The sequence below is a fragment of the Cytophagia bacterium CHB2 genome (assembly GCA_030263535.1).
GTDB lineage: Bacteria > Zhuqueibacterota > Zhuqueibacteria > Zhuqueibacterales > Zhuqueibacteraceae > Coneutiohabitans.
Genome location: SZPB01000137.1, coordinates 1 through 14987, shown reverse-complemented (window position 1 = coordinate 14987; position 14987 = coordinate 1). Strand labels below are relative to the sequence as shown.

The 14987-nt window shown below is 52.8% G+C and carries 12 protein-coding genes and 1 pseudogene; 3 read left to right on the top strand and 10 right to left on the bottom strand.

Annotated features, from left to right (window positions below; translation table 11 throughout):
* The 6 genes from FBQ85_14540 to FBQ85_14515 form a co-directional block, all read right to left on the bottom strand.
* The coding region (locus tag FBQ85_14540) for a phosphoribosylaminoimidazolesuccinocarboxamide synthase (GenBank protein ID MDL1876373.1) at positions 1-237 on the bottom strand (237 nt) is incomplete at its 3' end.
* Positions 238-333: 96 nt separating this feature from the next.
* The gene (locus tag FBQ85_14535) at positions 334-1479 is read right to left on the bottom strand and encodes a response regulator (protein MDL1876372.1); all 1146 of its coding nucleotides are present in this window, start codon (positions 1477-1479) and stop codon (positions 334-336) included.
* A 107-nt stretch (positions 1480-1586) separates the two neighbouring features.
* Positions 1587-3566, bottom strand: a complete 1980-nt coding sequence (locus tag FBQ85_14530; protein ID MDL1876371.1) for a hypothetical protein — start codon at positions 3564-3566, stop codon at positions 1587-1589.
* Between the two features lie 159 nt (positions 3567-3725).
* Positions 3726-4196: an ATP-binding protein gene (locus FBQ85_14525; GenBank protein MDL1876370.1), complete on the bottom strand. Its 471-nt coding sequence runs from the start codon at positions 4194-4196 to the stop codon at positions 3726-3728.
* The gene (locus tag FBQ85_14520; GenBank protein MDL1876369.1) at positions 4193-4546 is read right to left on the bottom strand and encodes an STAS domain-containing protein; all 354 of its coding nucleotides are present in this window, start codon (positions 4544-4546) and stop codon (positions 4193-4195) included. Before FBQ85_14520 ends, FBQ85_14525 begins: the two co-directional genes overlap by 4 nt.
* 244 nt (positions 4547-4790) lie before the next feature.
* Positions 4791-6065, bottom strand: coding sequence for a hypothetical protein (locus tag FBQ85_14515; protein MDL1876368.1), 1275 nt, complete (start codon positions 6063-6065; stop codon positions 4791-4793).
* Positions 6066-6468: 403 nt separating this feature from the next.
* Between FBQ85_14515 and FBQ85_14510 the strand changes: the two genes are divergently transcribed.
* Both FBQ85_14510 and FBQ85_14505 read left to right on the top strand, forming a co-directional pair.
* A complete protein-coding gene (locus FBQ85_14510) occupies positions 6469-8553 on the top strand; it encodes a DNA helicase UvrD (protein ID MDL1876367.1) in 2085 nt (694 codons plus the stop codon).
* Between the two features lie 60 nt (positions 8554-8613).
* Positions 8614-10890, top strand: a complete 2277-nt coding sequence (locus FBQ85_14505) for a TonB-dependent receptor (GenBank protein ID MDL1876366.1) — start codon at positions 8614-8616, stop codon at positions 10888-10890.
* Positions 10891-10954: 64 nt separating this feature from the next.
* Here the strand turns inward: FBQ85_14505 and FBQ85_14500 are convergent, their stop codons facing one another.
* The gene (locus tag FBQ85_14500) at positions 10955-11593 is read right to left on the bottom strand and encodes a DedA family protein (protein ID MDL1876365.1); all 639 of its coding nucleotides are present in this window, start codon (positions 11591-11593) and stop codon (positions 10955-10957) included.
* Positions 11594-11928: 335 nt separating this feature from the next.
* On the opposite strand from FBQ85_14500, the pseudogene FBQ85_14495 reads away from it, so the two are divergent.
* Positions 11929-12003: pseudogene (locus FBQ85_14495) on the top strand (zinc chelation protein SecC).
* A 379-nt stretch (positions 12004-12382) separates the two neighbouring features.
* Here the strand turns inward: FBQ85_14495 and miaA are convergent.
* The 3 genes from miaA to FBQ85_14480 all read right to left on the bottom strand — a co-directional run.
* Positions 12383-13366, bottom strand: coding sequence for a tRNA (adenosine(37)-N6)-dimethylallyltransferase MiaA (gene miaA, locus FBQ85_14490; GenBank protein ID MDL1876364.1), 984 nt, complete (start codon positions 13364-13366; stop codon positions 12383-12385).
* Positions 13367-13722: 356 nt separating this feature from the next.
* Positions 13723-14130, bottom strand: coding sequence for a hypothetical protein (locus FBQ85_14485; protein ID MDL1876363.1), 408 nt, complete (start codon positions 14128-14130; stop codon positions 13723-13725).
* A gap of 238 nt (positions 14131-14368) precedes the next feature.
* A partial coding sequence (locus FBQ85_14480) for a glycoside hydrolase (protein MDL1876362.1) occupies positions 14369-14987 on the bottom strand: 619 nt, incomplete at its 5' end.

The window sequence follows — 14987 nt, the reverse complement described above, 5'->3', positions numbered from 1 at the left end:
ATGCGGAATGATATCGGACATCTGCTGAAACCAAAATGCCGAAATTTGCGTGAGCACGCGGCCTTTGTGCGGAATACCCTGCGGCAGAATCACATCGAAAGCGGAGAGGCGATCGGTCGCGACCAACAGCAAATGCTCGCCGAGATCGTAAATGTCGCGCACTTTGCCGCGGGCTTTGAGTTTCAGGGTAGAAAAATCGGTTTGCGATACGATGGAAAGTTTGGTTGAAAAGGACATGGCGATACACAAACTTTTTCAAGTTATGCGTTGGTGTCTGGCAAGGTGCGCGCAACCACGTCAATGCTCCTCGGCCCAAATTTTTGGCCCGCAGATCTAATGCACACTTGCCACCAACAAATACACATCATCCCGCCTCGGGCCACCGGACCATTGTTCCAAACCGGTGATGATGCGATCGGCAATGTCGTTGGCGGGCATGTCGAGCGCCGGTTGGCAAAAATTCAACATGCCGCGCAGGCCCAGGGCTTCGTTGTTTGCATTCTCCGCTTCGATGATGCCATCGGTGTACATCAACAGTTTGTCGCCCGTAGCGATATTTGTCACCTGCTGCCGAAAACGTTCCTCGGGCGCTTGATCGAACCCGACGATGGGATTCTGCGATTCGAGCTTTTCGAATTTGCCCGGGCGATTGCGCCAGATGATGGCTGCCGGATGCGCGCTGCCGGCATAGGTGAGCGTTTGGCGCGTGAAATCGAGTTTGCAGATGAACATGGTGAGAAACATGCCGGTGCCGGCAAACGATTCGCACACAAAATCGTTGAAATGATGCAGCATGATGCGAGGCTCATGTTGCTCGCGCACGAGCCGGCGGATTTCGCTGGCCATGCGGTTCACCAACAGCGCGGCGGTAATGCCGTGTCCGGTGACATCGACCAGGGTGAGCGTGATTTGCTGCGGATTGTCGTAATAAATGTCGGCGAAATCGCCGCCGACGCCGATCATCGGCAGGTAACGCACGGCAACATCGAGAAACTCGTTTTGCAGCGGCCGCGGCACCAGGCTGTGCTGCACTTGCTCCGCCAGTTTCAAATCGCGCGCAATCATCTCCTGGTGGCGTTGAATCTCGCGGCGTTGCGCCTCGATTTGCAAACGCATAGCCCGCCGTTCCAGCGCTTGCCGCGCTTTCATGCGAAACTCGCGCATGTCAATCGGCTTGGTAAGATATTCGTAGGCGCCGAGCCGCATGGCTTCGACCGCGGACGAAACCGTGCCATGGCCGGTGAGGATCAATACTTCGGTGTAGGGATTCTTGCTTTTGCTGGAGCGCAAGACGGAGATGCCATCGACATCTTGCATGTGCAGGTCGGTGATGACCAAATCGAAATTATCTGCGACGATCTTTTCGAGCGCGGCGTCGCCGTCCGGCGCGCTTTCCACGCGATGCCCGTCTTTGGTCAAAACTTCGCTGAGAAGCTGTCGAATCGCTTTTTCGTCATCAACGATGAGAATATCAGACATGACAAAATGAGGACTAGCGAAGAGGATGTGTCTGTTAGTTATTGATCAACATGTGAGCGCAGCCTGGCCGGCCGTGATCGTGCCGGCAAGCTTCGCGTGGTTCGAAATCAAGCCGCACTCGGCTGATTATAATGAATTGCCAGCAAGGTGATGTCGTCGCTTTGCATTTCGCCGGAGGTGAAGCGTTTTACCTCGTTGGTGATCGCATCAATCATGGCCGCGGCTGAAACGTTTTGCTCGGCGAGGCGGCTGTAAATCGTGGCTTCGATGCGCTTTTCGGAGAATTCTTCATCTTCGGAATTTTTCGCCTCGCTCACGCCGTCGGTGTACATCACCACCCAATCGCCGTCCTGCAACGTGACAGTCTCGGATTCATAGCGCGCGCCCGGAAACATGCCGAGCAAAAGCCCGCCCTTATCCAGCAAGCGGAACGTTGGTTGCTCTTGCGCGGAGTTCTTGGCATTGAATAGGTAGGGATGGTTATGCCCGGCGTTGACGTAGGTCAACGAATTGTTTGTCACGTCCAGCACGGCAATGAAGCAGGTGATGAACTTATCCGCCGTGGTGTTGGCATAGACGGAGTTGTTAATGCGCGCCACGATTTGATCGATGGGCACTTCTGCCGTCATCAACGCGTGCAGCGTGGCTTGCAGATTGGACATGATAATCGCGGCAGGAATGCCCTTGCCGGAGACGTCGGCAACGGTGAGAAGGTAACGATTGCCATCAATGGGAAAATAATCGAAGTAATCGCCGCCAACTTGATGCGTGGGAATGTTAATGGCAGCGAGTTCGTAGCCGGCAAGCTTGGGCGCGGCTTTGGGTAGCAACCGTTGCTGAATTTCACGCGCGATCGCAAGCTCCTCTTCTAGGCGCTGTTTTTCGAGGGTCACTTTGAAGAGCCGCGCATTTTCAAGTGAAATCATCGCCGTGTTGGCCAGCGTCGAGGCAAACTCGATTTCCTCCTGCACGAAATCACCTTTGGTGATTTTTTCGCCGAGCAGCAGCGCGCCACGCACAACGTCCTGGCTGATGATCGGGATGAGCAACACGCCGCCCGCGGCGGCTAGCTGTTCCGACCATTCCGGTTCTTGCGGCGCGAGATCAAGCTTTGACTTTTTGACAAAATAGGGCTCTTTGAGCTTGCGCAGCCAGGCAAGAAAATCGGCATTCTCGAAAACCGGGTTTTGCAGCAGGCCCTTGTTCACCTGCAAATCCAGGCGCTCGCCATCTTCCACAAAGATGCCGCAGCGTTGCACCATCAATTCGCCCATCAGCGCATAGGCCAGCACACTCGCGATTTTGTCGCTTTCAAACGTCGAATTGAGTTCCTTGCCGATGTCGAACAGGGTATTAAGCTCTTGAATTTTTTTGTCGAGTTTGCGGTTAACATCGCGCAACTCTTGAAACACCATGCCGTTCTCAACCGCGGTTGCCGCGAGATTCGCCAGCGAATTCAGGTACTCCAGCTCGCCGGGCGTGAAATCTAAGCCATTTTGTTTGCGGCCAAAGACCATCAAGCCCAGGCATTTGTAATTCGCGATGATCGGCACAACGAGTTGCAGGCCGAGCTTATACAGGAATGCGCTCCAGGCGCCGCCGCCGTCTTCATCGTTGAGCGTGAGAATGCTCGGTTCGTGCAGGTCGATCATGATCTCGCGGCCGATGTGGGTTTGTTGCAAGCCCTTGACCGTTTCAATCACAAAACGTTTTTCCCCGCGCGCCAGCAAGACCAAGCCCTTGCCGACCATCATTTTTCCCATCGGCGTCAACAGCAACGTGTCGAGGATGTTTTTGAGGTGCAGGGAGGAGTTCAGGGTTTTAGAGACATCAAACAATGCTTGCAGCTCGACCAGACGTTCATCCAATTCCCGGGAAAGTTGGCGATTGGTGCCGGTGCGATGGCCGGGGTGGCGTTGTTTATGCTGGTAATTGTTGGAGGTACGTTGCGGCCGGGTGGAGGCGCGGCCGTGGTTGGTGGTTCGCTGTGCATAAGGGCGCTGGCGGACTTCCATCGGCGCATCACCGCGCGTCAATCCGGTCGAAATCGGCGCGCGCGGCGGCATATTCGGTTTTTTGCTAGGCATGTTCCATCATCACAAGTCATAAAAGGTTTGGCCGCAATCATACGCGTCACTAGAAAAGTTGCGATCGGAGAGTTGCCCGAATCTATCCCGCCCTCGAATTCGAAAGAGGCGCAACGGCCTCAAACGCGCTACTAGTGACTGTGCGGCGTGGGTAAGAAATTATTGCTGTTTTTGATTATTCATGAAGTACTTGACCAACTTCACTTGATTCTTGGGGCCGGGTTTGAGTTCGAAGTTGATCTCGTCCATCAACGATTGCATGAGGTAGACGCCGAGGCCGCCCACACGCATTTCCTGCATATATCGTTTCATGTCGGGCGCGCGCAGCTTGCTGGGATCAAACCCCCGGCCTTGATCGGTGATGATCACGCTCATTTTTTGGCCGGGATAATCGACCTGGATCACGATGTCGATAATCTTTTTGGCGTCGCCGCTGTAGGCGTGTTCGATCACGTTGGTGCAGGCTTCATCCACCGCCAGCTCGATTTTGTTGGCATCCTCTTCCGGAAAGCCGACTTTGCGAGCGACGCGTGAGACGAACTCGCGGATGATCTCGAGATTCTCGGTCTGGCTCGGAATACGAAGGTGATATTTATTCTTCGTGAGCTGTTTTTTCACGGCGTGCGTCATTTTTGGTTCGTAAAACTTTGGAGCGCGTGTTGTTCGTCGTCGCGAATTTCATAAAGCGTGGGAAACCCGAGCAGATCAAAGACGCGGAAGATCTTGGGCGTCATGTTGGTAAGTTTGATGTCGCCTTTGTTGTCACGCACTTCTTCGATGAACCCCATAAACACGCCCAGACCGGCGCTGCTGATGTAGGTCAATTCCTTGAAATTCACCACGATCTTGTAGCGTTTTTGATCAAGCAGCTTTTGAATTTCGCGCTCGAGATCGGAAGCGGTATGCGCGTCTAGAAAACCTTTGATGCGAAGCACGCTGACTTCGCCGTTGTCCACGCGCATTACCTCGAAGCCATTCATGCACAATCCTCCTTCAATATAAACTCACGATAAGTTTTTTCGCGGTAAGCCAGCAGCAGGTTGATCGCTCGCCTTCCCGGCTTCTTGACGTGGTGCACTGCCGCGCCAGGGAACGTTGAAACCGTCTTGCATTAAGACCTGCCAAGGTTGGCGTTTATAGCTAAGGGTAGGCGTTCTCGCTGTGGGTTGAGCCGCAATATAACCAATTTTACTCAAAAACAAAGCAAAATTTCGCGAAAATCATTTAACGAGAGAACGCAACAACCTCAATATCGAACGGGCTGATCAAATCATTGTAACCCGGCAACACCGCGCCCGTTTTTGAGATGATCACCGTGCGGCCGCGCAGCGTATCAGCAATATAGCATGACGAGTCAAACGAGCTTACTGACAGCGCTTGCGGCCGGTCAAAGCCATTCACTTCAAACAACATCTCACCCGCCGCGCCGAACTTGAGCACACGGCTGTCCCGAAAGAAATTCAACGATTCATCAATCACCCAGCACGCGCCGGTGAGCTGATCGACGGCAACGCGCGAGGCGAAACGAAACGAGGCATTTGCTTTGAAACGGTTGTTGCCCTCGCGGTCGACGCAAATGACGCTATCGCCCAGCGCGATCCACGCGGCGCCGGTATTCTGATCAAAATCAATTGCGCGAGGTTTGCCGGAGATGAGATTTTGTGTCGTGATCGACAGGGTATCGACCACGGGCTGGCTGGCGATTCTTAGCAGCCGGCCATTGAGCGCCGTTAACGCCCACAATTCGTTGGTGAACTTGTTGTAAGCAAGCGCCGCGAGTTGATGAACATTTTTGCGCTGCGCGATTTGCCGGCCTTCGTGATCAAAGCGCAGGAGGCCTTTGCCCAAGCTGTCTGCCACCCAAATGCTGCCATCACTTGCATCCAGCGCAAAATCAACGATGCCAGCGAAATCGCCGAAGCGCCCCAAGGGATTGCCGTTCAAATCAAAACGCGCCAACTCTCCGCTGGTCAAGCTCGGGCGATCGGTCAGCAGCGCCCAGACCGAGCCGCGCTGCGGATCCACCGTGATGCGGAACGCCGGGAGAAAAAGCAGCGTGCGCGTAATCACGTGCTGCCCGTCGTGCGATAATTTCACGATGCTGCGATCATCGAAATCTGCCACCCAGGTCAATGTTGGTCCGGGTGTTACCGTCGCAGTGGCAGAGGGCGGAGATTCGAAATCATTCACGCGCGCCGTGAGGCGATAGCTGTGGGCCACGCCATAACTTGCGTCGGTATCGAGAAAGCGGTTTTGCCGCGGGCCAAGATCGGCAATGCGCAAGAAGTCCGAATCAGTCGCGCGTTTGCGATAGAGGCGGTAACCGCTGAGATCGCGCAAGCGCAAGGCATCCCAGCGCACTTCGATTGTGTCGAGGATCGAAACAACCGAAAGCCCGGTGGGTCGGCCTCCCGTTTCAGGATTTTCTGGATCAAGCGGATTCACATGCTGGCGGTCGCTGCAACCGGCCAACAGCAGAACAATAAACCAAATTTTCAAACACGAGAATTTTGACCAGGCAGCATAACAAACACCTCGGCGCGCGTCCGGTATGCGCGCATATGCAGCATATGCGGAGAGTTTAGAAAAATAAATCCGCATGGAATGTGTGACACTCAATTCTTAACAAACAGGCAAGAATGAAACGGGCCCCGAGTCTGCGTCGGGATTGTCATGTGCAGGAGCATCAAGCTTTGGAGCCTACTTTACCTTCATTTGGTGAATTTTGCGGCAAGGCGGATTGAAGATCGTACAGGCATTGCATCTAGCGTGATGAAAATAAACAATTCGGGAAGGCAAGTCAAGAAATTTGTTGAATGTTTAGTCCCGGCTTTCTATCTTGCGTGCCATTTTCTAAAACGACAAGCGCAGATGCAATATTAGAACAACCGGCTGTGTGGCGATGATCATCGATCACGGCCGGGCTACCGACGACGGCTTACGAATTTTGGCACGCATGCTCGATCTCAACCATCTGAATCCCCCGCAACGTCAAGCTGTGCAACACACCGAAGGTCCTCTGCTCATTTTGGCCGGCGCCGGCTCCGGCAAGACGCGTGTGATTACATATCGCCTGGCTTATTTGCTGCTTCACAAGAGAGTGCCGGCGCAGCAGTTGCTGGCGGTCACTTTCACCAATAAAGCCGCGCAGGAAATGCAGGAACGTCTGCGGCGACTGGCCGGCGCGCCGGCGCAAAAAGCCACAATCTCCACGTTTCACGCGCTGGGTGTCCGCATTTTGCGGCAACAAGCGCAACACCTCGGCTACCGCAAAAATTTTGTGATTTATGATCAACACGATCAGCTCGCGCTGGTGCGTGAAATTGTGAAAGAACGCGCATTGGATTTTGCCGGCCATAACGCCTTCGCCTTGCTCGGACGCATTTCCTCCGCAAAAAACAACGCCGAACCGCCGGACAAGTTTGCGCAACAATCGAATCCCGAAGAAATGCTGTTTGGCGATTTGTACGAACATTATTTGCAGCGCACGCGCAATTGCAACGCTGTTGACTTTGATGACATTCTGCTGCTCGCTACGCATTTACTTGAAAATCATCCTGACATTCGGCGGTTTTATCAGGAACAATTCCGCTACCTCATGGTTGATGAGTATCAAGATACCAATTCCCTGCAATATCGTTTTATCTCGTTGTTGCTGGGCGGGCATCGCAATCTTTGCGTGGTGGGCGACGACGATCAAGCAATCTATTCGTGGCGCGGAGCCAATCCCGAGATCATTCTGCAATTCGAACAGCACTTTGCGGGCGCGCGCGTGATCAAGCTCGAACAAAATTACCGCTCGACGCAGATAATCTTGCACGCCGCCAATACAGTGATCAAAAACAATCTCCGCCGCAAGGCGAAAGAATTGTGGTCGGCGCGGAATGGCGGCCAGTTGATCAAAATTCTCAAGGCGGAAAACGAAAACGACGAAGCCGAACAAGTTATGAGCGCCATCACGACCAAAAAATTGCTCGATCCCAAAATCCGATTCAGCGATTTTGCCGTGTTGGTGCGCACCAACTTTCAATTACGGCCGCTTGAAGAAGCCGCGCGCAACGCCAATTTGCCCTATCAACTCATCGGCGGCTCCTCGTTTTACGAACGGCCCGAGATTCGCACGCTCATCGCCTATTTGAAGATGATGCGCAACCCGGATGACGAGTTGAGCCTCAAGCGCGCCTTGGAATTTCCCCGGCGCGGCGTGGGCGCAACGACGTTGTTGAAGCTGCATGAACATTGCCAGAAAACCAATCGCAACCTCTTCCGCGCGTTTTATGACGCCCAGCAGTTGGAAGACATCCGGCCGGCCGCGCTGCATGCGATTACCAGCTTCGTTCATCTCATCGAGAAGTATCGCAACCGTTTCCGACATGAAAAGCTCAGCGTCGTTACGGAAGAATTGGTGAAAGAAGTGGAGTATATCAAGGCGCTGGAAGAGACCACGGCCGAGGTTAAATCGCGCGAAGCGAAAGTCATCAACGTGCGCGAGTTTATCGACAGCCTGAAGCGGTTCGAGCAGAATAGCGATGACCCTTCGCTTACGGGATTTCTCGATCGCGTGAGCTTGATTTCGGACAGCGATTATCTCAACGAGAAAGTCGATCGCGCGATTTTCCTGACGATGCACTCTGCCAAAGGCCTGGAGTTTCCTTATGTATTTCTGTTCGGCATGAATGACGGCCAGTTTCCCAGCAATCGCGCGCTGGAAAGCGGGACGATTGAAGAGGAACGCCGTTTGTGTTATGTCGCCATTACGCGCGCGCAACGCGAGCTTGCGCTCAGCTATTCCACCAAAAAGACGCGGTATAAAGAAATGCTGGAACTGCAACCCTCGCGGTTCATTCAAGAGATGCCGGCGGAAGTTTTGGAAACGTCCACGCTTGCGCAGGAGACGCCCGAGCAAACGGCGCTGCGCGAAGCGGCAGAGCGTGATGACGTGGCGCTTTTGCTGCGCCGCTTTCGTGAAAACAATTTCAAATTATGAGTATTTTGCCGCGCGCCGCTTGCGCTACCGCGGCATAAATTGATCACACGTTTGTCAACTATGCGAATTACACCAACAGTCAGCCGCCCTCGCCAAATTGTTTTGCACTTCTTATTGAGTTCGTTCTTGCTGCTTGGCGATGCCTTTGCTCAAAACCATGCTTTCTTAAGCGGATTTGTGAGAGATGCCGACAGCCGGGAGGCGTTGATTGGCGCGAATGTTATGGTTTCGGGAGCCAACCTGGGGGCGGCAACGAACGTCGAAGGCTACTTTGTCGTGAACGGCATTCCGCCGGGAACGTATGAGGTGACGATCAACTACATTGGCTACAAAAAGCAGCGCGAGAAAATCAGTTTTGCGGCGCGGGAGAAAGTTGTCAAAAATTTCCTGCTCGCAGTCCAGCCGATTGAAGCCGGCGGCGTTACGGTGACTGCGGATCAGGAAGCCGCGCAACGCGATCTTCGCATTGCCCAGCTCAACGTCAGTGTACGCAGCATTCAAAGCCTGCCGCGCGTGGTTGAAACCGACGTGTTTCGCGCGTTGCAATTTTTGCCCGGGGTGACCGGCACCTCCGATTATAGCACGGCGCTGGCTGTGCGCGGCGGAAACACGGATCAAAACCTCATCACGCTTGACGGCATCACGGTTTACAATCCCTCGCACATCGGCGGTTTGTTTTCTAATTTCATTACCGATGCCCTTAAAGACGCGAATCTCATGAAAGGCGGCTTTCCGGCGGAGTATGGCGGCCGTTTGTCCTCGGTGTTGCGCCTCACGAGCCGCGAAGGCAACAGCCAAAAATTTGCCGGTTCGGCGGCCATCAGTTTGCTGAGTTCACAGGCCACGCTCGAAGGGCCAATTAACAAAGGCGCCTGGCTGTTGGCGCTGCGCCGCACGTACATCGATCAAGTGTTGAATGCCGCGCGCAGCGCCGGCATTACGGATTTCGAGTTGCCCTACTATTTTTATGATGTACAAGGACACGTGTTTCAAGATTTGTCGCCTCGCGATCGCGTGTCTTTCAGCATGTACCTCGGCCGCGATGCGCTGGATTGGGAAGATCTCACGCTCGTGGCAAATTGGGGGAATCGTACGTTTGCATTGAATTGGCGCCATTTGTTCAACCATCAATTGTTTTCGAATTTCATGGTGGCCAGCAGCCGCTTTGACACCAAATTCGGCATCGGCGGTGACGGCGGCGCGTTCGGGTTGAATGAAATCCTCGATCATACCTTCAAAGGTGATCTCACGTATTTCCTCACCAATCAACACGAAATCAAATTCGGCTTTGAAGCCAAAAAACTGAGCTTCGAATACCGTAACGAGTTCGATAATCGCAGTCTTGGCGGCATCAAACAAGAGCCGTTTTACGCGGCGGCTTATTTGCAGGATTTGTGGCGGCCGGCCACGCGTTTGACCGTGCAACCCGGCGTGCGCTTGAGTTATTTTAATAAAGCGACCACAGAACTGCGGCTGGAACCGCGCCTGTCCGCGCGCTATCGTCTCGGCGACAACTCTGCGGTTTCGGCTTCGTGGGGATGGTTCAATCAGTATATCTCCACCGTGCAAGATGAGTTGAATCCTTCGTTCATCGATTTTTGGTTTTCATTCGACAAGACGCTCGATCCCGGCCATTCCAAACATTATATCGTAGGTTACGAAACAGAACTGGCAAGCTCCGGTTTGAATCTGACCGTGGAAGGTTACTATAAAACGCTGCACAACTTGCTCGCCTTTCGCGAAACGCGTTCGTCTTTCACGCAAGAGCTCGATTTCACCATTCTCAACGTTTTCCGCAAGGCCGACGGCGAGGCCTATGGTTTCGAGATGCTGTTGAAAAAGCCGCTCGGCCGTTTGAATGGCTGGTTATCCTATTCGCTGGCGTATGTCTATAAAGTCGGGCAAACCATCAACGATCTTTTCACGCGCTACCCGCCGTCCTGGGATCGCCGCCATGCGTTGAATGTTGTGGCGAGTTACAATCTCAGTCGCAAGTGGGAGGTGGGTATTTTGTTCAAGCTCGGAACGGGGTTCCCGTATACGCAAGCCAGCGGCAGTTTTGAGTACGATGTGTTAGGCGAACCGCGCGATCGGCGCATCATTTTTGATAGAGTCAACGGCGTACGTTATCCGGATTATCATCGCCTCGACCTCAGTTTCACGCGCCATTATTTCTTCAAGGCTTGGCAAATGGATTTGTCGTTGAATATCGTCAACCTGTACAATCGCAAGAACATTTTTTATTATGTGTGGGATTTCGACAAGAATCCGGCAGAGCGGGATGAAGTGCCGCTGTTTCCGTTTTTGCCGAGCATCGGCGTGAGTGCAAAATTTTGAGAAAGAATAGCGCGGTATATCTGGAAGAAGAGAAAGCCGCGGCGCAATGCCGCGACTGAATGCGTCATAAAGCATATTTGATAACGACGAAACCCAAGATCAACAACACGGTAAACCCCAGCGCGAACCAATCGAAGTAACGGTCGATTTTTTCCTTGATGGCAGCGCCAAAGACGCGAATCAGGCCCGCCACCAGAAAGAATCGCATCGACCGTCCCACAATCGAAGCAGCAACGAATTCGGCAAAGTTGATTGTGAAGACGCCGCCGGCAATGGTAAAAACTTTGTAGGGAATAGGCGTAAACGCCGCCGTAAAGATGGCAAGAAAGGCATTATCGTTATACTTCTGCGCAACAAGATTGAAAACCTCATGCGTGAAGCCTGGAATATTCGCAAAAAAGAAATCACTCACGAGATGCCAGAGTTGCCAGCCGATCAGATAGCCCAACATGCCGCCAATCACCGAGCAGGCTGAGCACACAGCAGCGTACCACATGCTGCGTTCCGGGCGAGACATGGCAAGCGCCATAAGAAGTGGATCCGGGGGAATTGGAAAAAATGACGACTCGGCCAGTGAGAGACCGGCAAGCGCAGGCGTGCCATAGGGCGTGTGTGCCCAATGCAAAACCCAATCATACATCCGGCGAATGACATGCGGTTTTTTTTGTGAGGTTGAGGTCGAAACTGTGCTAGAATTTGGCATAATGAAATTCAGTCCTAAAGATGCAATTGTAGTTTTTCATCCAAAAATTGACTTTGAAATGTACAGAAAATGCACTAGTTTTGCAAACAAGTGCTGAACATTTTTTCACAGTAATTCAGGTCTGCGTCCGGGAGTTTGCAGACTGTGCTAAAACGTGGGAAAGCCGCGCCTTGAGCCTGTCGAAGCCGTACCCTGAGCTTGTCGAAGGGCGCCAATCCCATGTTGCGGATCGACAGATCAGACGGGCAAGCAGCAGTGCAGGCGAATGTTTTATTTCTGCAATCATCCCGGGCCAGGAAGAACCAACGTGGATATTCACTTGAGAAGGGAGAGACATCTTGAAAACCGGACGAAACGATCCTTGCCCATGTGGCAGCGGCAAAAAGTATAAGAAATGCTGCATGGAGAAAGACGAAGAAGCTGCTCGCTTGGCGCAATTAGAACTGCAAAAAGCAAGAGCAGCAGAAGAAAATTCGGCGGCGGAAGCTCATGTGGCCGGAGAAGGCGATGAGGGCGAGGGAAAAACAGAGCCGCATTCTGGCTCTGCTGAGCCGCAGCCCAATCTGACGCGATTGCGGCAGCCCGTTAAGAGTGACAAAGGTGCGCCGAGCCGGGCGATGAGAATCCGTTCGAAAGACTTTGCAAAACGCTGGACAACGCGCAAGCGCGCGGAGGGTTAATGCCGGTACGATCTCACTTGACCCCCTGCACGGTTACAGCAAACTGTGCAAGGCGTTGAGCTTTTGCAGCATTTTTGCTTGCTTCGTTCAGCGCAGGGTATTTGACGACTTACTTTGTTGATCTTTTTTCTGGAAACGATTTTGCGTTTCGGCGAATATTCATCCTCTGTGTAATTTCAAACGCCAATGCTGTTGCTGTTTGATCTTCCTCTATCGTAATCCACTCACAATGCGCCATCTTGCGAAACCACGTCAATTGCCGCTTGGCGTATTGCCGCGTGTGGCGCTGAATCAATTCTTTCATCGTTTCGAAGGAGATTTCTCCGGCAAGAAATTGAAAGCACTCCTGGTAGCCCACCGTTTGTAAAGCATTCAAATCACGCGAAAAACCGAGCGCGTGCAAGCGCCGGCATTCATCCAGCAAACCTGCTTCCAGCATCTGCTCGACGCGCCGATTGATGCGCTGATAAAGCCTGGCGCGATCCATTGTCAAACAAAAAACGAGATACGCAAACGGCGCAGGCTCCGCCTTTTGTTGCTGCAAGGCGCTAAGGCTGAGGCCGGAGATTTGATAAACTTCCAGCGCGCGCACGATGCGATGGGCATCGTTAATGTGCAGGCGGGCGGCGGCCTGCGGATCAATCTGCTTCAATTCGGCGTGTAATGCGCTGCTGCCTTCGTTTTGCAGGCGATGCTTGAGGTGGGCGCGCACGCTCAAATCAGAAGGCAGCGCAGCCGAGAAACCTTCCAGCAAGGCCTGCAAATAAAAACCCGAGCCGCCCACGATCAGCGGCAGCTTGCCGGCATTTAGAATGTCCAGCACAACGCGGCGCGCCGCGCGGCCGTATTCACCGGCCGTATAAATTTCATCCGGGTTGCGAATGTCGATGAAATGATGAGGCGCCTGCCGGAGTTGTTCTGGGGTGGGCTTGGCCGTGCCGATGTCCATGTCGCGGTAGACTTGGCGAGAGTCAGCAGATATGATTTCGGCGGGAACATGCCGCGCTAATTCCAGCGCGACCTCGGTTTTGCCGGCGGCGGTCGGACCGGTAATCACGAGGGCGTGTGAGAAAGAAGTTCGGCGATCGATCACAGGAACAGAATTTCTTGATAAGGCTGTTTACTGTTCCCAAACTATCAGGTTTTCGAAGAATTGCAATGAGATTTTTTTGCGCGCTTACCCTGGCTTTTTGACAAGCTCAAATCAGCTAAGGATTGCCATTTAAATAACTCACTCATTTTCTTTAAACCGCTAATCAACGCGAATGTTCGCTAATGTCTTTTAATTCGCGATGATTCGCGTCTATTCGCGGTTCGAGATTAGGAAAGTTATTTAATCGTCGATCCTAACAGCGCCGGGCCTAAATCGTGAGGTGACGCAAACAGCCGCCTGGATTTGCGCCACCTCACATTGCAAGAATGCTCAAACACATTTGTACACCTCTGCCGTTATTCCGCTTGAGTCAGCAGCGTCTTTTCCATTAACAAATGGTGTAGAGAAGCGAAGTATTCTTCCTTGCCCTCCTCCGATTGCGGCGGAACCGGTATGGTAACCAGCGCCTTGTCGCTCAAGATGGTGCAAGCCGTAAAGGCATAGAGCCGGTTTTTGAACGAAGGATCTTTCTGGCTGGTTTCCTGCAAGGCCGCGATGATTTTGGTGAAATCGTAATGCGGTGCGCAGACCTTGAGCTGCATGATGCGAAAGATCGTGCTGTTGCGCAACGCCTCGTTGTCGGATTGCAAATTGGCCAGGTGGCCGCGCTCAGCCAGTTTCAATTTGCGTTCCGAATAGGTTGGCGTTTGGGCGGCCAGCGCAAATGCGCTCAGCAGGAGGATGATCATAACGTTGCGTAACATGAGAGGCTCCTTTCGTGTAAGAGTTTTGAAAAACCGAGATTGATTACTTATTACAAGCAACGTTGCCGTGTGAATTCCAACGGCATGCTTCGCTTGAACATTACGGCTCAAGATACGCAACGCTGGTTTTCGTGTTGTCAGAAGAAGGTCAAGAAATGTCAAAAATTGTAAAGACAAGAGAAGGCAGGTAACTTGAGGATTTCTAAATGAAGCACCCACTGGGCGGCAAACTCGCTTTTTATTTGCCCCAAATCCACTTGAAGAAATCGGCTTGTGAAGAGTTGCGCCGCTCCCAGCTCCGGTAGTCACGCTGCGAGACCAGGCCCAGAGGCCCGTCCCAAATGCCGCCGTGCACCAGGCCATCGAAAACCCGCACGGCCAGGACGTTTTCACCGTCGAGCTGCAATTGATTGGCAGGAATGAAGTAGGCGCGATACTCTTGATAGTGATTGCCATAATTTTCAAAGTCTCTGATATCATTGGGCCAGGGGCCGGTGCGCCCCAGTTTTTTGCCATTCAAATAAACTTCATCAACATCGTCGATTTTTCCCAAAAACAAAATCAACTTTTCACTGCGGGCGTTTTGCGGAACCGTGAATCGTTTGCGATACCATCCCACACCGTCGTAGTCTTTGTAGCCAAAGCTGTCCCACATCACAGGCGCGTCGACCTTCTGCCAGCCGGCGTCGTCAAAATCGCTGTCCGCCCAACGCAGATCATCGCCCATTTTCAACTTCCATTCACCCGCGAGCGAGGAGAGTATGTGGATTTCATCCGGTTGATAATAAATACCCACATCACCATCGAGGATGCCGCCGGCCAGCATATCGTCGTAAACGCGCACGGCGATGAGATTG